16 protein-coding genes are annotated in these 17,769 nt (G+C 65.5%); 13 read left to right on the forward strand and 3 right to left on the reverse strand.

Going from position 1 to position 17,769, the window contains the following annotated elements; translation table 11 throughout:
- The first annotated feature begins 34 nt into the window (after nt 1-34).
- Together tamB and msrA are read left to right on the forward strand one after the other, a co-directional pair.
- The gene (gene tamB / locus CK498_RS02650) at nt 35-3,970 is read left to right on the forward strand and encodes an autotransporter assembly complex protein TamB (protein ID WP_456064526.1); all 3,936 of its coding nucleotides are present in this window, start codon (nt 35-37) and stop codon (nt 3,968-3,970) included.
- A gap of 30 nt (nt 3,971-4,000) precedes the next feature.
- Nucleotides 4,001-4,636, forward strand: coding sequence for a peptide-methionine (S)-S-oxide reductase MsrA (gene msrA, locus CK498_RS02655; protein WP_095619300.1), 636 nt, complete (start codon nt 4,001-4,003; stop codon nt 4,634-4,636).
- On the opposite strand, the gene CK498_RS02660 is transcribed toward msrA, so the two are convergent.
- From CK498_RS02660 to can, 3 genes are all read right to left on the reverse strand, one after another.
- Complete coding sequence (locus tag CK498_RS02660; RefSeq protein WP_095619301.1) at nt 4,617-5,657, reverse strand: hydrolase; 1,041 nt, start codon at nt 5,655-5,657, stop codon at nt 4,617-4,619. The two genes, msrA and CK498_RS02660, sit on opposite strands and share 20 nt — an antisense overlap.
- A 137-nt stretch (nt 5,658-5,794) precedes the next feature.
- Nucleotides 5,795-7,123, reverse strand: a complete 1,329-nt coding sequence (gene pepQ, locus CK498_RS02665) for a Xaa-Pro dipeptidase (protein ID WP_095619302.1) — start codon at nt 7,121-7,123, stop codon at nt 5,795-5,797.
- A complete protein-coding gene (gene can / locus CK498_RS02670) occupies nt 7,120-7,770 on the reverse strand; it encodes a carbonate dehydratase (protein ID WP_095619303.1) in 651 nt (216 codons plus the stop codon). Before can ends, pepQ begins: the two co-directional genes overlap by 4 nt.
- 144 nt (nt 7,771-7,914) lie before the next feature.
- On the opposite strand from can, the gene gorA reads away from it, so the two are divergent.
- The 11 genes from gorA (at nt 7,915) to CK498_RS02725 (ending at nt 17,714) form a co-directional block, all read left to right on the forward strand.
- Nucleotides 7,915-9,282 (forward strand): glutathione-disulfide reductase, encoded by a 1,368-nt coding sequence (gene gorA / locus CK498_RS02675; protein WP_095619304.1) that lies wholly within the window; start codon nt 7,915-7,917, stop codon nt 9,280-9,282.
- Nucleotides 9,283-9,546: 264 nt separating this feature from the next.
- Nucleotides 9,547-10,125, forward strand: a complete 579-nt coding sequence (ectA, locus tag CK498_RS02680; RefSeq protein ID WP_095619305.1) for a diaminobutyrate acetyltransferase — start codon at nt 9,547-9,549, stop codon at nt 10,123-10,125.
- 103 nt (nt 10,126-10,228) lie between these two features.
- Nucleotides 10,229-11,494: a diaminobutyrate--2-oxoglutarate transaminase gene (gene ectB, locus CK498_RS02685; RefSeq protein ID WP_095619306.1), complete on the forward strand. Its 1,266-nt coding sequence runs from the start codon at nt 10,229-10,231 to the stop codon at nt 11,492-11,494.
- A 175-nt stretch (nt 11,495-11,669) separates the two neighbouring features.
- A complete protein-coding gene (locus tag CK498_RS02690) occupies nt 11,670-12,062 on the forward strand; it encodes an ectoine synthase (RefSeq protein ID WP_095619307.1) in 393 nt (130 codons plus the stop codon).
- A 221-nt stretch (nt 12,063-12,283) separates the two neighbouring features.
- The gene (locus tag CK498_RS02695; RefSeq protein ID WP_229358928.1) at nt 12,284-13,156 is read left to right on the forward strand and encodes an ATP-dependent zinc protease family protein; all 873 of its coding nucleotides are present in this window, start codon (nt 12,284-12,286) and stop codon (nt 13,154-13,156) included.
- A gap of 52 nt (nt 13,157-13,208) precedes the next feature.
- Nucleotides 13,209-14,714, forward strand: a complete 1,506-nt coding sequence (locus tag CK498_RS02700; RefSeq protein WP_095619308.1) for a UUP1 family membrane protein — start codon at nt 13,209-13,211, stop codon at nt 14,712-14,714.
- 4 nt (nt 14,715-14,718) lie between these two features.
- Nucleotides 14,719-15,699 (forward strand): alpha-L-glutamate ligase-like protein, encoded by a 981-nt coding sequence (locus CK498_RS02705; RefSeq protein WP_095619309.1) that lies wholly within the window; start codon nt 14,719-14,721, stop codon nt 15,697-15,699.
- Nucleotides 15,700-15,757: 58 nt separating this feature from the next.
- Nucleotides 15,758-16,195 (forward strand): Fur family transcriptional regulator, encoded by a 438-nt coding sequence (locus tag CK498_RS02710; protein WP_095619310.1) that lies wholly within the window; start codon nt 15,758-15,760, stop codon nt 16,193-16,195.
- Nucleotides 16,192-16,638 carry a phosphoribosyl-AMP cyclohydrolase gene (hisI, locus tag CK498_RS02715; protein WP_095619311.1) on the forward strand — a complete coding sequence of 149 codons (447 nt, stop codon included), beginning with the start codon at nt 16,192-16,194 and terminating at the stop codon, nt 16,636-16,638. Before CK498_RS02710 ends, hisI begins: the two co-directional genes overlap by 4 nt.
- A gap of 3 nt (nt 16,639-16,641) precedes the next feature.
- Nucleotides 16,642-17,001, forward strand: coding sequence for a membrane protein insertion efficiency factor YidD (gene yidD, locus CK498_RS02720; protein WP_095619312.1), 360 nt, complete (start codon nt 16,642-16,644; stop codon nt 16,999-17,001).
- 128 nt (nt 17,002-17,129) lie between these two features.
- Nucleotides 17,130-17,714, forward strand: coding sequence for a DJ-1/PfpI family protein (locus CK498_RS02725; protein WP_095619313.1), 585 nt, complete (start codon nt 17,130-17,132; stop codon nt 17,712-17,714).
- Nucleotides 17,715-17,769 lie beyond the last annotated feature (55 nt).

Consider the following 17,769-nt stretch of genomic DNA (forward strand, 5'->3'; position numbering starts at 1 on the left):
ACTGACCTGGGCGCTGGTACGCGCTGCATTATGGCTGCCACTATGGCTGATAGGACTGGTGATCTTCGCCCTGGGACTTGCGCTGTCGCCGTGGGGTACCGGCGTGCTGCTGGAGCAGGGCCAGCAGCGTGGCTGGTACAGCTATGAGGCGGCGCAGGGGGCGCCGCTCGATCGCCTGCGCATCGACGGCTTGCGTCTCGAGGCCGGACCCGCCAGCGTAAGCATGGCGGAATTCGAGCTGGCCTGGGCCGATGACTGCCTGCTCGGCGGACGGCTGTGCATCGACCGGCTGGCGATACGTGGTTTGAGCGTGCGCTTGGCGGCTGCCGATGACGAGACGCCAGCCGCGGAGGCGGCCGACGATCCCGGGCCGATCTCGCTGCCTTTCCCGATCGAGCTGCGCGCCCTGTCGCTCGAGGATATCGACATCCAGCTGGCCGACGGCACCCGCCTGTACTGGGCCAGCTTCACCAGCGGGGCAACCGCCGAGGGCAGCGACCTCGAGCTGCACACCACCCAGCTGGCGGGCCTGCGCGTGATGCTGCCGCTGACCCCGGGGGCCAGGCTGGCACTACCGGCCGATGACGACACCACGCCGCGCATCGAGGCCGCGGCCATCGATGCCGCCATCGCCGCCCAGTCGCCGCTGCCGGCGCAGGCCGCCGCCGAACTGGAGGGCCTGGCCAGCGTGCCGCTGGAGGAGCGCGAGCGTATCGCCCTGCCGGAGATCTCACTGCCCCTCAACGTCAGCGTGCCATCCCTGGAGATCCTCGACAGTGAGCTCCAGGGGCCCGTCGAGTATCGCGTCGAACGCCTGGCGCTGGCAGTCAGCGCAGCGGACCAGCAGGTCGATGTGACGAGTCTCGAGCTGGCCACCGCCGACGCCGACCTGTCGCTGGCCGCCAGCGTCACGCTGCGCGACGACTATCCGCTCGAGGCGCAGCTCGACGGTGAACTCTATCTGCCGGAGATCATGCCCGAACTGGCCGGCGAGCGGCTCAGCCTGACTCTGGCCGGCAGCCTCGCCGCGCTCGACGCCCAGCTGACCACCAGCGGCCAGATCAACACCTCCATCTCGGCGCAGCTCGATGTCCTCGATCCGACCCTGCCGATGCGCGTCAGCGCCCGCGCCGAACGCCTCGAGTGGCCACTTCCCGCGCAGCGTGAGCAGCAGGGCGACGCCGCCGAACCGCCCTATGCACTCAACGACCTGGTGCTGCGCCTCGAGGGGAGCCTGTTGGCGTACCAGGCGGCGCTGTCGGTGAATGTCGAGGGGCCCGAACTGCCCGCCATGCGGCTGGCCCTGAATGGCAACGGTGATCTCGAGCAATTCGCCTGGACGCCGCTATCGGTCAGCGTCCAGCAGGGCGGCTCGCTGATCAGTCACGGCGAGGTGCGCTGGTCCGAGGGGCTGGATGTCAACACCCGGCTGCAGCTCAACAACCTCGACCCGGGCGCCTTCACCGACGCCGTGCAGGGCCGGCTTAGCGGCAACGCCGCGCTGGGCTTCGCCCAGTCGCCCGAGGGCTGGTCGCTGGAGGTTCCCACGCTGAGCATTCGCGGTGAACTGCAGGAACTGCCGCTGGCCCTGGATGCCGAACTCAGCGGCAACAGCGAGATGCAGTGGGATATCGCCGCGCTGGATCTGCGCCAGGGCAGCAACCGCCTGACCGCCCAGGGCCGGGTCGCCGAGCGCCTCGACCTGAGCGGCACCCTGCGCGCGCCAGATCTGGCCAGCCTGTCGCCGCAGCTGGGTGGCAGCCTGCAGGGCGACTTCGACGTGGCCGGCACCCTGGAGGCGCCGCAGTTGCGCCTCGATCTGGTCGGCGACTCGCTCTCCGCCGCCGACAATCGTCTCGCACAGCTGACGCTGAGCGCCCGGATCAGCGGGCTTGACGATCCAAGCCTGGATGCGACTCTCGAGATAGCGCAGCTCAACGCCGGCGGGCAGCGCTTCTCGAGCATCAGTCTGGAGCTCGATGGTCGTCTCTCGGCGCACCGCCTGGAGCTCGAGGCGCTCGCCGGGCCCGGCATGCCGCTATCACGTGCGGCGCTGGCCCTCGACGGCAGCATGAACCAGGCGCGTGATCGCTACCGGGCTAGCCTGTCGCCGCTCGAGGTCGACAGCGAGCACGGCGACGTGCGTCTCGACCAGCCCATCGAGCTGGCCGCCAACCTCGACGCCGGCAGTGTGCAGGTGCAGCCGTTCTGCCTGGTCTACGCCCGCGGCGGACGCCTGTGCGTCACCGACACCCTGAGCGCCAGCGGCGAGCAGGGCAGTGCGGCGCTGGCGATTCGCGACCTGCCGATGTCGCTGCTCGAGGAGTTCATGCCCGAAGGCTGGTCGGTGGCTGGCGAAACCCAGGCCGAGCTGCGCGCCGAGTGGGCTGCGGGCGGGGCGCGCTGGTCACTCGACCTGGGGCTGGGCAGCGACCTGACGCTGAGTGGCCTGGACGCCTTCGGCCAGCCGTGGGAGCTGCCGGCCTCGCAGCTGCGATTGGAGGTCGACGCCACCCAGGCCCGTGCCGAGGCCGAGCTCGACGTGTCGCTGGCCGATGCCGGTGACATTCGTCTGCTCATCGATATCGACGATCCGGTCAACCAGGGGCCGCTCAGCGGGCGCCTGGTGCTCGACGACATTCGCCTGGCGCCCTATCAGGCGCTGGTCGCCGACATGCAGACCCTCGAGGGTTCGGTGACCGGCGACGTCGCCATCGGCGGTAGCCTGGCGGAGCCCAGCCTGGATGGCGACATCCGCCTGAGTGGCCTGGAGGCGCGCGGCGGCGACGTGCCGGTAGAAGTGCGCGACGGCAGCCTCGAGATCCTGCTGGCCGGCGATCGCGCCGATATCCGCGGCCTGATCGCCGCCGAGCAGGGCCAATTGAATATCGATGGCAGCGCCAGCTGGCCCAGCGCCGACGCCTGGCAGGCAGCCATCACGCTGGACGGCCGCAGCGACCCGCTGCTCGCTGAGCTGCCCGATATCGGCCGGCTGCGCATCGCTCCCAACCTGTCGATCGAGGCCGACCCCGAGCGCCTCGAGGTTCGTGGTCGGGTCGAGGTACCCTGGGCACGCCTCGAGATCGGCCAGATGCCCGCCACGGCGGTTACGCCGAGCAGCGACGAGATCATCATCAGCGAGCGCGATGAGCGTCGCGCCCAGCGTGAGGCGGCACGGGCCGCCGAGCGTGCCGAAGAGGGCGCCGACGAAGCCACTTCCCAGGCACTGGCCCAGGCCGGCATTCAACTCGACGTGCAGATCGACCTGGCACTGGGTCCCGATATGCAGCTCGAGGCCTATGGCCTGGAGAGCGGCCTGCGCGGCAACCTGCAGGTGCGCCAGCAGACCGGGCCGGTACAGCTATTCGGCGAGGTCAACCTGGTCGACGGCCGCTTCCGCGCCTTCGGTCAGGACCTGCTGATTCGCCGCGGCCAACTGCTCTTCAGCGGCCCCGCCGACCAGCCGCTGTTGGACTTCGAGGCGATTCGCAACCCCAACGTCACCGAGGACGAGGTGATCGCCGGGTTACGCGTCACCGGCGCTGCCGAAGCCCCCGACCTGCAGGTGTTCTCGGAGCCGTCGATGGACGAGGTGCGGGCGCTCTCTTATCTGCTGCGCGGCCGCGCACCAGGCGATGGCGATGCCGACGGCGCCTTGGCCTCGGCGCTGATCGGGCTATCGCTGTCGCAGACCGGTGGCGCAGTGGGGCAGATCGGCCAAGCCTTTGGCGTCGATGACCTGGCGCTGGAAACCGCCGGCACCGGGGACGAGAGCCAAGTGGTGGTCAGCGGGCAACTGACCGACGATCTGCGCGTCAGCTACGGGGTCGGGATCTTCTCGCCCATCGCCGAGCTGACGCTACGCTACACGCTATGGCGTAATCTGTATCTGCAAGCGGTCTCAGGGGCAGCCCAGGCCGTCGATCTGGTCTACCAGTTCAGTCTGGGGCGCGCCGAGCAGACCCGCTGAGGCGCACGACGATAAGCGAGGAATAGTTCTATGCCATTATCCGACAACAGCTCCCTGGTCGCCCCCGAGCACGCCTTGCCGGGCCGCGACACGCCGCTGCGCATCAGCGGTCGGCATCTGGTCAATGGCGCCAGCATGCTGCCGCCGTTTCCCGACGGCCTCGAAGAGGTGGTGTTGGGGCTGGGGTGCTTCTGGGGCGCGGAGCGGCTGTTCTGGGAGCTGCCCGGCGTGCACGTTACTGCGGTGGGCTATGCCGGCGGCTACACACCCAACCCTACCTACGAGGAGACCTGTACCGGCTTGACCGGACACACCGAGGTGGTGCGGGTGGTCTTCGATCCGGCTCGGCTGCCGTTTACGGCGCTGCTGCAGGTGTTCTGGGAGGCCCATGATCCGACCCAGGGCATGCGCCAGGGCAATGACCTGGGCAGCCAGTATCGCTCGGCGATCTACACCACCAGCAGCGCCCAGCTGGCGGCCGTGGAGCAGAGTCGTGACGCCTACCAGCGGGCGCTTGAGGAAGCCGGTCGCGGCACCATCACCACCGAGATCGCCGCCCTCGAGGCCTTCTACATGGCCGAGGAGTACCACCAGCAGTACCTGGCCAAGAACCCCAACGGCTACTGCGGGCTGAAGGGTACCGGCGTCAGCTGTCCGATCGGCTAGCCGAAGGCATCGCCTGTCCGCTGGCGGCGCTGCCTAGCGCCGCCCAGTCGTTGAGCTGCTCGGCAACGCGCCGACCCAGCCATGACCGCAGCCCTCCGCGACGGTATTCGAGGAAGCCCACGTGGCCGCCATGGCGGGCAATCTCTACGCGCACCGAGTCCGACGGTGTCGGCAGGCGGTCGAACAGGTCACCAGGCATGAAGGGGTCGTCGGCGGCGTGCAGGATCAGGGTCGGCAGCTCGATATCGCCGAGCAGGCGACCCGCCGAGGCGCGGCGATAGTAGTCACTTGCCGAACTGAAGCCGTGCAACGGGGCGGTAACCTCGTTGTCGTAGGCCCAGAAACTGTCGAGTTCCTTGAGCTGGTGCGGAGATAGCGCGATCGGCATGGGCCCCTGCGCCATCTTGGCCATTACCTTGCGCTTCAGCGAACGCAGCAGATGTCGCTGATAGACGCGAGCGAATCCGCTGTTCAAGGCATCGGCACTGGCGGCCAGGTCGAGGGGGGCGCAGATGGCGATGGCACCGGCTAGATCCAGTCCATCGCCGCCCTGTTCGGCAACTAGTTTGACCAGCATGTTGGCCCCCAGCGATACCCCGGCGGCGACCTTGATGGCGTGGGGATAGCGCTGGGCGAGCTGGCCGATCACCCAGTAGGCATCTGCGGTATCACCGCTGTGATAAGCCCGCGGCAGGCGATTGGGGGCCTGGCCACAGCCGCGGAAGTGCATCATCACCGCTCGCCAGCCGGCCTGCTGGGCACTCCACAGCAGCTCGCTGGCGTACGGCGAGTCGAGCGAGCCCTCGAGGCCATGGAAGAGAATGAACAGCGGGGCGTCGTCATGCCTCGGCGCCTGGCGCAGCCAGGCCAGCTCGACGAAGTCACCGTCCGGCAGGTTGAGAATTTCGGTGTTCCGCGCCAGCCGCCGCCGCGGTAGCAACCGCGGTAGCAGCGTCTGGACATGGCGATTACTGAGGCCGCGCGGAGGGCGGTAGTCAGCGGGAACGATGGTGCGTGACATGCCGGTCTCGGTGAGTGGGCGTACTTCCAGCTTATCGCGCTGACGGCGCCGCGCAACCTGTATCGGAGCGAGACCCTCAATCGGCTTGGTGAGGGGGGCAACGGATCCGCTGCGGTCGACTCGGCAATGGCCTGGGATCAGTGGCCGTTGTCGGCGGCCAACGTCAGGTTGCGCTGGCCGGTGGCGGTGATGGCGACGTTGTCTTCGAGGCGAATCCCGCCACAGGGTGCGAGCCGGTCTACCAGTGCCCAGTCGATCTGCGCCGCCTCGGCGCCGCAGCGCAGTGGTTCGAGCAGCATAGGGATCACATAGCAACCGGGTTCGATGGTCACCACCATGTTCGGCGTCAGAGTGCGCGTCAGGCGCAGAGCGGGATCGCTGGTGGGCGGCGGTAGCGGCGCGCCAGCAGCGTCCTGCCGGCCGCCTACGTCGTGGACCTGAATGCCCAGCGAGTGGCCCAGCCCGTGCGGGCAGAAGGCGCGGGTAAAGCCGGCCTCGACGGCCGCCTCGGCGGAGCAGCGCAGCACACCGTGTTCGACGAGCAGCTGGGCAAGCTCATGGTGCATCTGACCATGCAACGCGACGAAGGCGACCCCCGGCGCACAGGCTGCGACCAGGCGCTGATGCAGGGTTTGCATGCTGGCGATCAGCGACACGAAGAGATCCGGCGCCTCCGGGCCTGCCCAGGTACGGGTGATGTCGGCGCAGTAGCCGAGCTCACGGTGGCCGGCATCCACCAGCAGGCTATGCCGCTCGCCGGGAAGCGTCTGCGCATAGTGCTGGTAGTGCAGCACGCCGGCGTGGCGGTTGAGGGCCACGATACTGTCGTAGGGCAGCGACGCCTCGCGCTGCCGGCTCGCCGCCAGATAGGCGAGGTGGATATCGAGCTCGCTGACACCACCCTCGAATGCCTGGCGCGCCGCGGCATGCCCGGCCAGCGCAGCGCGATTGGCGTCGATCAGGCAGGCCTGTTCGTGGGCACTCTTGTGCAGTCGGCCGTGGTCGAGCGCGGCGAGCAGCGCCGGCGGGTTGAGCGTAGCGCCCATGGCCTTGGCCTGTTCGGCGTCGAGCTCGCCGATCACTGCGCGGCGCTTGGCAGCGCAGGGCGGAGGCGTCATCTCGTCACTCAGCCGAATCTCGAATGCCTGGCTCCAGGCCGCGTCTGGACGCCGGGCGGGGAGATGCCAGAAGTCGTCGGGGGCATGGATCTGCAGCAGCGGCCGTTGCCCGGGACGGATCAGCAGCCAGCTGTGACTGAGCTCGGGCAGCGGCGCCCAGTGCATGAAGTGGCCATAGGCGCGAAAGGTCGCGGTCTGATCGTCGGCGTAGTGCTGGTGGGGCGCGCCGCTGTAGATCCACAGCGCGTCAACGCCTGCCGCCTCGAGGTGCGCGGCGTAGGCCTGCTGTAGCGCATCCAGATGGGCCAAGTGCAGGGCGTCGCGGTCGCGCATCGAGGCAACGCTCATGGCTCGATGGGATCGAGGCGATCGACGCGGTAGAGCTGTGGCACCTGGTCGAGCCCTTCGACGGTGCAGTCGAGGTCGGTGACCCGGCCGTCGCCGAGCCCATAGACCCAGCCATGCACGGCGAGTGGCTGGCCGCGCTGCCAGGCGCGCTGAATGATCTTGTTGCGCGCCAGGTTGTCGACCTGAGCCTTGACGTTGAGCTCGCACATGCGGTCGACCTGCTCGTCCAGACTCAGCGCAGCAAGGCTCTGGCGATGGCGGCTGTAAAGGTCGCGTACCGAGTGCAGCCAGAAGTCGACGATGCCGTTCTCGCCGCCCTGGACGGCGGCACGCACCCCACCGCAGCCGTAGTGGCCGACCACCATGATGTGCTTGACCTCGAGCACGTCGACCGCGTACTGCACCACCGACAGGGCGTTCATGTCGTTATTATGCAGCAGGTTGGCGACGTTGCGGTGGACGAAGACTTCACCGGGAGGCAGGGCGATGATCTGGTTGGCCGGCACACGGCTGTCTGAGCAGCCGATCCACAAATAGTCGGGATTCTGCTGCTGCGAGAGGCGCGAAAAGAACTCGGGGTCCTGTTCGCGCATCCGCTCCGCCCACTCGCGGTTGCGCTCGAGCAGCGCTTGCATGCGTTCTTTCATGACGAGGAAACCTGTAGCAGTGGCATGGGTGGGGCTTCTTTTACCGTGAGTCTGGCAGCCGGTCAACGTCGTCGCCACTCCCGGCGCTGCCCGAGGGCTGGTATCATCTGCGCAGCGTTTCAATGCTTTAGCGTATTTCAGGAGATGCCAGTGTCCCAGTACGACTACGATCTTTTCGTCATCGGCGCCGGTTCCGGTGGCGTGCGCGCCGCGCGTACCGCGGCGGCCACCGGCGCGCGTGTCGCAGTAGCCGAGGACCGCTATCTCGGCGGTACCTGTGTCAACGTCGGCTGCGTGCCCAAGAAGCTTTACTCCTATGCCGCGCATTTCCACGACGCCTTCGACGACAGCGCCGGTTTCGGCTGGACGCTACCCGAGGCGCCGCGCTTCGACTGGGCCACCCTGCGCGACAACAAGATCGCCGAGATCAAACGCCTCAACGGCATCTACGGGCGCCTGCTCGAGGGCGCTAACGTGACCCTGATCAACGCCCGCGCCAAGGTGCTCGATGCCCATCACGTCGAGGTCGGCGGTGATACCGTTAGCGCCGAGAAGATTCTCGTTGCCGTCGGCGGCTGGCCCTGGGTGCCGGACTTCCCTGGCAACGAGCACGTTGTCGATTCCAACCGAGTGTTCGACCTCGATGCCTTTCCCGAGCGCTTCCTGGTGCTTGGCGGCGGCTATATCGCAGTGGAGTTCGCCAGCATCTTCAACGGCCTGGGCAGCGAGGCGCATCTCGTCTATCGCGGCGAGCTGTTCTTGCGCGGCTTCGACCGCGAAGTGCGCGAGTTCACCCGCGATGAAATGGCCAAGAAGGGTGTCAAGCTGCATTTCGAGACCAATATCGCGCGCATCGAGCCGGCGGGGGACGCCTATCGGGTCACGCTCACCAACGGCGAGGCGCTCGAGGTCGATGCGGTACTCGCCGCCACTGGTCGCAAGCCGCACCTACAAGGCCTGGGCCTCGACCAGCTGGATATTGCGCTCAACGATGATGGCACCATCAAGGTCAACGAGCGCTACGAGACCTCGGTGCCGTCGATCCTGGCGCTGGGCGACGTCACCGGCGGTCCCGAGCTGACCCCGGTGGCCTTGGCTGAAGCCATGCACATGGTCCAGCACCACTTCAGCGACGCGCCGCCACGCCCGCTCGACTATCACAACATCGCCACAGCGGTGTTCTGCCACCCCAATATCGGCACCGTGGGACTCTCCGAAGAGGCGGCTCGCGAGCAGTTTGGCGAGGTGCGTGTCTACACGGCCGACTTCCGGCCGATGAAGCACACGCTGTCGGGCAGCGACGAGCGCTGCCTGATGAAGCTGATCGTCGATGACCACAGCGACAGAGTGGTCGGCGCGCATATGGTCGGCGAGGAGGCCGGCGAGGTGATCCAGGGCATCGCCATCGCGGTGCGGGCAGGCCTCACCAAGCTCGATTTCGATGCCACCGTGGGCATTCACCCCACTGGCGCCGAGGAGTTCGTCACCATGCGTAGCGTGACGCGTCGCTGAGCGCGCCTGCCTGACGACCAAGAGGCCGGCCGCCTGCGGGCGGCCTCTTGCGTTGATGGCAAGGTGCTATCCCTGCATCAGTAGGCGCCGGCTTGGGCTAAACTGCATGGGTGACATCGTCATCAGGGGGCTTGCCTTGCCAGCTGGGCTGCGCCCACATAACTCAGGATTATGGATTGTGCGCCACACGATAAAGGGCTTTTTGATTTATCTATAAGCGCTTGTTATCATATGGCGCAAATTCGCCAACTGCGAAGTATAACGATGAACGTATCCGCACAGCCGTTTACGACCTCCGCCGATCTTGCCCGCCCCAGCGTCGCCGACGCGGTGGTCGGTAAATCGTCTTCTCAACTGTTCATACGCAAGCCCAACCCGGACGATGGCTGGGGGGTCTATGAGCTGGTCAAGGCCTGCCCGCCGCTCGACGTCAATTCCGCCTACGCCTATCTGCTGCTGGCCACCCAGTTTCGTGACAGCTGCGCCGTGGCGACCAATGAAGAGGGCGAAATCGTCGGGTTCGTCTCGGGCTACGTGAAGAGCAACGCGCCTGACACCTACTTCCTGTGGCAGGTAGCGGTCGGCGAGAAGGCCCGCGGGACCGGCCTCGCGCGGCGTCTGGTCGAGGCGGTCATGACCCGCCCGGAGCTCGCCGATGTGCATCACCTCGAGACCACCATCACCCCGGACAATGATGCCTCCTGGGGGCTGTTCAAGCGTCTCGCCGACCGCTGGCAGGCGCCGCTCAACAGCCGCGAGTACTTCTCTACCGACCAGCTCGGCGGTGAGCACGACCCGGAAAACCTGGTACGTATCGGCCCCTTCCAGCCCGATCGTATCTGATCCCGTATGCGCCCCGGGCGGCCGTCTTGGACGTTGCCGCAGGGCTCCCCTTTGTCTGCGTGACAACGTTCACGCCTAGCCATTTTTAATCAGGAGGTCGACAATGCAGACCCAGATTCTCGAACGTATGGAATCCGAAGTTCGCACCTATTCACGCTCGTTTCCGGTGGTTTTCACCGAAGCCAAGGGCGCGCGCCTGACCGACGAGGAGGGGCGGCAGTACATCGACTTCCTGGCCGGCGCCGGCACTCTCAACTACGGCCACAATCATCCCAAGCTCAAGCAGGCGCTGATCGACTACATGGCCGGCGATGGCATCATCCATGGCCTCGACATGTGGACCCGTGCCAAGCGTGAATATCTCGAGGCACTCGAAGAGCTGATCCTCAAGCCGCGCGGCCTGAACTACAAGGTGCACCTGCCGGGCCCGACCGGCACCAACGCCGTCGAAGCCGCGATTCGCCTGGCGCGCGTGGCCACCGGCCGCCACAACATCGTGACCTTCACCAACGGCTTCCACGGCGTGACCATGGGTGCGCTGGCCACCACCGGCAATCGCAAGTTCCGCGAAGCCACCGGCGGCATCCCCACCCAGGGCGCCTCGTTCATGCCGTTCGACGGCTACCTGGGTGAACACGCCGATACCCTCGACTATCTCGAGAAGCTGCTCGGCGACAACTCCAGCGGCCTCGACATTCCCGCTGCAGTGATCGTCGAAACCGTACAGGGGGAGGGCGGCATCAACCCCGCCGGCATCGAGTGGCTGCAGCGCCTCGAGAAGATCTGCCATGCCCACCAGATCCTACTGATCGTCGATGACATCCAGGCCGGCTGCGGTCGTACCGGCAAGTTCTTCAGCTTCGAACACGCCGGCATCACACCGGACATCGTCACCAACTCCAAGTCGCTGTCTGGTCTCGGGCTGCCGTTTGCCCACGTGCTGATGCGCCCGGAGCTCGACAAGTGGAAGCCTGGCCAGTACAACGGCACCTTCCGCGGTTTCAATCTCGCCTTCACGACGGCCACCGCCGCCATGCGCCACTTCTGGAGCGACGACACCTTCGAGCGCGATGTGCAGCGCAAGGGGCGTATCGTCGAAGAGCGTTTCCAGCAGCTCGCCGAATGGCTGACCGCCCAGGGCATTCCCGCCTCGGAACGCGGCCGTGGCCTGATGCGCGGTCTCGACGTGGGCAGCGGCGAGCACGCCGACAAGATCACCGCGGAAGCCTTCGCGCAGGGCCTGATCATCGAGACCAGCGGCCACGATGGGCAAGTGGTCAAGTGCCTGTGCCCGCTGACCATCAGCGATGAGGATCTGCTCGAGGGGCTGGACATTCTCGACGCCAGCACCAAGAAAGTCTTCGGCTAAGGCGCTATGCTGCCAAGCATGTTTTGATAGAAGGTCAGGCAGTAGAGTAGATAGAGCAGGGCACTGGGCATGCCTGGCACCCTGAACATCCACGGCCCGCCGCGGCGGGCCGTCGTTACGTTACGCGCCTGTCGTCACGGCACCCGCGATTCACAGCATTCAGGAGATCACATCCATGATCGTTCGTAACCTCGAGGAAGCACGCCAATCCGAGCGCCTGGTCAAGTCGGAGAACGGCAACTGGGACAGCACGCGCCTGCTGCTGGCCAGCGACAATGGAGGTTTCTCCTTCCATATCACCCGTATCTACGAAGGCACCGAGACCCACATCCATTACAAGCATCACTATGAAGCGGTGTTTTGCATGGAAGGCGAAGGGGAAGTCGAGACCCTGGCAGATGGCAAGATCTGGCCGATCAAGCCGGGCGATATCTACATTCTCGACCAGCACGACGAGCATCTGCTGCGTGCCAGTAAGACCATGCACCTGGCCTGCGTGTTCACGCCGCCGATCACCGGCACCGAAGTGCATCGCGAGGATGGCTCCTACGCGCCGGCCGACGACTGAGCAGGACGCTTGATACAGCGCCACATCAACGCCCCGGCAGGAGGAAATCTGCCGGGGCGTCGACGTATGGGTGTCTCGGCCAACATTGCCGGAACTTCGCATAATATATATTATGTTAAATTGACTCTATGCAGCACAGTCTATTGCAGCAAACCCATTGGACACGCCTCCGCCACACTCCTTATCATCAGGCGACCAGTTTCAAGGACTCCCTCTATCCCATGTCGATTGTGATGCGGATTCGACGCGCCCTGCCTGCCACGGCACTCGCCATCCCGGCACTTCTTGGTGGCTGTGCTCTCCTGCAAGGAGAACCCGAGCCTCCCCCTGAGCCACCGCTTACCCAGATGCAGTTCGAGTCACGGGTCATCCAACTGGAGCAACAGCTTAGCGAGCGCTGCGACATCCAGCAGCAGCTACTCACCCAGCATGCCAACGATACCCGCCGCCTGACCGCCGATGTGCGCGAAGTCGGCAGCCTGCTGCGCGACATACGCAGTGATATCGACCTGCTCGCCGACGAGCCGGTGATCATTCCCGCTCAATGTGAAGAAGATGCCGACAGCCCGCTCGATAACAAGGAGGTCTTAGGCCGCAGCGAATGGATCGGCTTGCCGGACGTGGGCACCTATCTCAAGGCGCGCGTCGACTCCGGCGCCAACACCTCGTCGCTGTCGGCCACCGATATCACCCGCTTCGAACGTGACGGCGACACCTGGGTGCGTTTCAAGCTGGCCTTGAGCGAAGACGATGTCGTGGTCGAACGGGTGCGCGACGAGTGGATCGAGGCGCCGGTGGTAAGGCGCGTGCGCATACTGCAAGCGGCCGGTGAAGAGTCGCGGCCGGTGGTGCGAATGATGATGACGCTGGGTCCGATTCGCGAGCAGGTCGAGTTTACGCTCAACGATCGTAGCCATCTCAACTACCCTGTACTGTTGGGACGGCGTTTCATGATGGACATTGCCATGATCGACGTCGCAGAGACCTACCTTCATCCACGCCCCGAGTTTCCGGGTGGCCGGCCTTCAGATGAGGCCAGCGAAGATGAAGTCATGGACGATGATGAAAACGAAGCCAACGGCGACGAGTCTTGAGCCGTTGCCGCTGATGGGGTCGTGAGACCCCTTCGTTGCACAAGGAATTGACATGTCCCGCCTGCCCTTCTATTTACTCGTCGGCGCCTTGATGATCGCCGGCATCGCCCTCAGCGTGCACCGCCACGTGCAGTTCGAGGTCCCCTGGACGCCCGGCGAACAGCGCCAGGTGTGGGAGATCGAGGCCCAGGTCAACTTTACCGCTCAGGGTGGTCCGGCCATGGTCGACATGGCGCTGCCGTCGCATCAGCAGGGCTACCGTGTATTGACCGAAAACACCGCCTCACCGGGCTACGGCCTGTCGTTCCTCGAGGATGAACGCGGTCGTCGCGCGCAGTGGTCGATACGCCAGGCCGCCGGCAGTCAACTGCTCTACTACTCCGTACAGTTGCTGGTCGCCCCGGATGCCCGCCCACCTCAGTCACGGCGTCCCGAGTTGCAAGAGGACATCGTCTGGGAGCGTCCCTATGACACCGCCGCCACCCAGGTCATAGAGCGTGCCTGGCAGCGCTCCGCCAGCCCTTTCACCTTCGCTCGCGAGCTGATCCGCGACTTCAGCGATGATCGCCAGAGCGAGAACTCGCGGCTGTTGCTCAATCAATTCGAGCGCGCCCCGCTGCTGGTTCGCCTGCTGAATGATGCCGGCGTACACGCTCGGGCGGTCAGTGGTTTGATGCTCGAGGATGGGCGCCGCCGGCAGAGCCTCTCCACCTGGGTGCAGGTCTTCGATGACGATCGCTGGTCGCTGTTCAACCCGGTCACCGGAGAACAGGGACGCCCCAACAACCTGTTGATGTGGGAGGATAGCGGCCAGGCGGTGCTCGAGGTGCAAGGGGGAACCAACTCGAGCATCAGCTTCTCAATGATCCAGCACAACCAGCCTGCCGCCGCGGCGGTGCGTAACCAGTTGGCCAACGACACCCTGATCAACTTCTCGATCCATAGCCTGCCGCTAGAGGAACAGGCACTGTTCCAGACCATCCTGCTGATCCCGATTGGTGCGCTGGTGGTGGTACTGCTCAGGGTGCTGATCGGTATCAAGACCTCGGGTACCTTCATGCCGGTACTGATTGCCCTGGCGTTCATCCAGACTACGCTGATGACCGGCCTGATCGGCTTCCTGCTGATCGTTGCGGTAGGCCTGGTGATTCGCAGTTACCTGTCACGCCTCAACCTGCTACTGGTGGCGCGAGTGTCGGCGGTGATCATCACGGTCATCGCCATCATCTCGCTGTTCTCGGTGCTCTCCTATCGCTTTGGCCTCAACGCCGGGCTGACGATCACCTTCTTCCCGATGATCATTCTCTCCTGGACCATCGAGCGAATGTCGATCCTGTGGGAGGAAGAAGGCCCCAAGGAGGTACTGATCCAGGGCGGCGGCAGCCTGTTGACGGCGGTGCTGGCCTACCTGGCGATGAACAACCCCTGGGTGCGGCACATCACCTTCAACTTCCTTGGCGTGCAGATGATCTTGATGTCGTTGATTCTGCTGCTGGGCAACTATACCGGCTATCGGCTGCTGGAGCTGCGCCGCTTCAAGCCGGTCACGGAGGATTGAGCCAATGTGGACCACGCCAGGACGGCTCAGAGCCAAGGGCATCGTCGGCATGAACCGGCGTAATATCCGCTATATCGGCCGCTATAACGACCGCCGCCTCTTTCCGCTGGTGGACGACAAACTGAAGACCAAGCTACTGGCCAAGGAGTACGGCATTACCACGCCGGCGCTGATCGGCACCATCAAGAGCCAGTTCGAGGTCAAGGGCGTGGCCAGGATGGTCGCCCCCCACCCCGGCTTCGTGATCAAGCCGGCCAAGGGCAGCGGCGGCAAGGGCATCCTGGTCATCGAGCGGGTCGAAGGCGACAGCTACATCAAGCCCAGCGGTGCCAGCCTGAACCATGTGGATATCGAGCGCCATGTGTCCAACATCCTGTCGGGTCTCTATTCACTGGGCGGCTCACCGGACGTGGCGGTGGTCGAGGCGCTGATCAACTTCGACGAATCACTATCCGTATATACCTACGAAGGCGTGCCGGACATTCGCGTGATCATCTTCCAGGGCTACCCGGTCATGGCCATGATGCGCCTCTCCACCGCAGCCTCCGACGGCAAGGCCAACCTGCATCAGGGCGCGGTCGGCGTAGGCCTGGATATCGCCAGCGGCGGCGCGCTACGCGGCGTACAGTTCGATCGCTCGCGCAGCGATCACCCGGACACTGGGCATGAGCTCGCTAGCCTGCAGATCCCCGGCTGGCAGACGTTGCTGGAGCTCGCCGCCGGCTGCTTCGAGATGACCGGGCTCGGCTATCTCGGCACCGACATGGTGCTGGACCGCGACCAGGGTCCCATGCTGCTCGAGCTCAACGCCCGCCCTGGGCTGGCCATTCAGATGGCCAACGGTGAAGGGCTGCGGCCACGCCTCGACCTCATCGAGCGTCAGCCACCGGGGGTTAGTGTCGAGGAGCGTGTCGCCTTCGCCCAGCGCCACTTTGCCCGCCGCGGCGAGCTGCAGGCAGTCGAGCAAGTTCCCTGCCCAGCGTGATTGGCCGTCGGCGGGTTGGCCGCGTAGAATAACCGCTCATTGCATAATCAGGCTCATCATGTCCGACGCCAATTCCCTGATCCAGCAAGCGGATCGGCAGTGCCAGCAACGTGGCGTGCGTTTCACGCCGATTCGGCGACGCGTGCTCGAGATGATCGCCAGCGCCGACGGCGGTCTGAAGGCCTATGATCTCCTCGACAAGCTCGCCGTGGAGCACGCTTCGGCGCGCCCGCCAACGATATATCGCGCCCTGGAGTTTCTCATCGAACAGGGGCTGGTACATCGCATCGAGTCGCTCAATGCCTATGTCGCCTGCCCCTGCCCCGAGCACGCCCACGGCTTTCAGCTGCTGATCTGTCGCGCCTGCGGACGCGTCGAGGAGCTGCATCTCGACGACGTCAACGCTCAGTTGGCCAGCCGGGCGCGTAGTCTGGGCTTTCGCGTCGAACGCCAGACCATCGAGCTACTGGGGATCTGCGAGGAGTGTAGCGCATGAGTCAGCTGTTCAAGGATCTCGAACGCGCCAGGGTTGGCGAAGGCGTGGAGCTCGACTCCCTGCTGGCCGCGGTCAAGTGGAGCGCCGACGGCCTGATACCCGCCATTGCTCAGCAGCACGATAGCGGCGAAGTGCTGATGATGGCGTGGATGAATGCCACGGCGTTGCGTGAAAGCCTCGCTACCCGCCGGGTCTGCTACTGGTCGCGCTCACGCGGCAAGCTGTGGCGCAAGGGAGAGTCGTCCGGCCAGCAGCAGCATCTGGTCAGCGCCGCCCTGGATTGCGACGGCGACACCCTGCTGCTACAGGTCGACCAGCACGGTCCTGCCTGCCACACTGGCCGGCGCAGCTGCTTCTATGTGGCCCTGGATGCAGACCGGGCGCGCGTCAGCAGCGAGCCGCTGATCGACCCGGATGCCCTCTACGGTAAGGGCCAGGCCTAGGATATGCGCCGCCTGGCCGGATGTCTGCGCGGCTTTCTGCACCTGCTGGGCCGACTGGCGAGCCGCCTGCTGGGCGGGCTGATGATCGGTCTGGTGCATATCTATCAATGGCTGATCAGCCCCCTGCTGGGCCCCCGCTGCCGCTACTGGCCGAGCTGCTCGCACTACACGCTGGAGGCGCTCCAGGCGCATGGCCCCCTCAAGGGCGGCTGGCTCGCCCTGCGTCGCATCCTGCGCTGCCACCCTGGCGCCGAGGGGGGTATCGACCCGGTGCCCGGAGGACCAAGCGAGCGACTATGCCGCGAGGATCCCGAGCTCGACGAGCACTTTCGGCCCCGTGACGGCGCCTGTCGCCACCACTGATTCCCCCTGCGAACCTGCCTCCCCTGTAGTAGCCCGCTACCACCTCGATGGCGCCTGGGTATGCCAGAGTGATCGTCTCCGCCTGTGTCGGAGACGCCAATCACAAGATCACGAAGAGGAGTGTCGTCATGTCCACCCAACGACTGTTGCTGCTGTGTGGGGATTTCGTCGAGGACTACGAGATCATGGTGCCTTTCCAGGCCCTGCAGGCGGTGGGCTATCGGGTCGATGCGGTCTGCCCCGACAAGGCCGCCGGCGATTCGGTGGCCACCGCCATCCATGACTTCGAGGGTGACCAGACCTATACCGAGAAGCCCGGCCATCGTTTTACCCTTAATGCGGATTTCGCCAGTGTCACGCCGGCCGACTATGATGGCCTGGTCGTACCCGGCGGCCGGGCCCCGGAATATCTGCGCCTGAATGGTGACGTCACCGCTCTGGTGCGCCACTTCTTCGAGACCAACAAGCCGGTGGCGGCGATCTGCCATGGGGCCCAACTGCTGGCCGCTGCCGGCGTGCTCGAGGGTCGGCGCTGCTCGGCCTACCCCGCCTGCCGGCCCGACGTGGAGCTGGCCGGCGGCAGCTATGCCGATATTGCCGTGGATGACGCCATCACTGAGGGCAACCTGGTCAGCGCGCCGGCCTGGCCGGCGCATCCAGCCTGGATCGCGCAATTCCTCGCCCTGCTCGGCACGCGGATCAGCCACGCCTGAACGCACCCGGCATCCTTGGCGCCGGACGCCTCGTCGCGGCGGCGGCGCCAGACTA

The organism is Halomonas salipaludis (assembly GCF_002286975.1).
GTDB classification, from domain to species: domain Bacteria; phylum Pseudomonadota; class Gammaproteobacteria; order Pseudomonadales; family Halomonadaceae; genus Franzmannia; species Franzmannia salipaludis.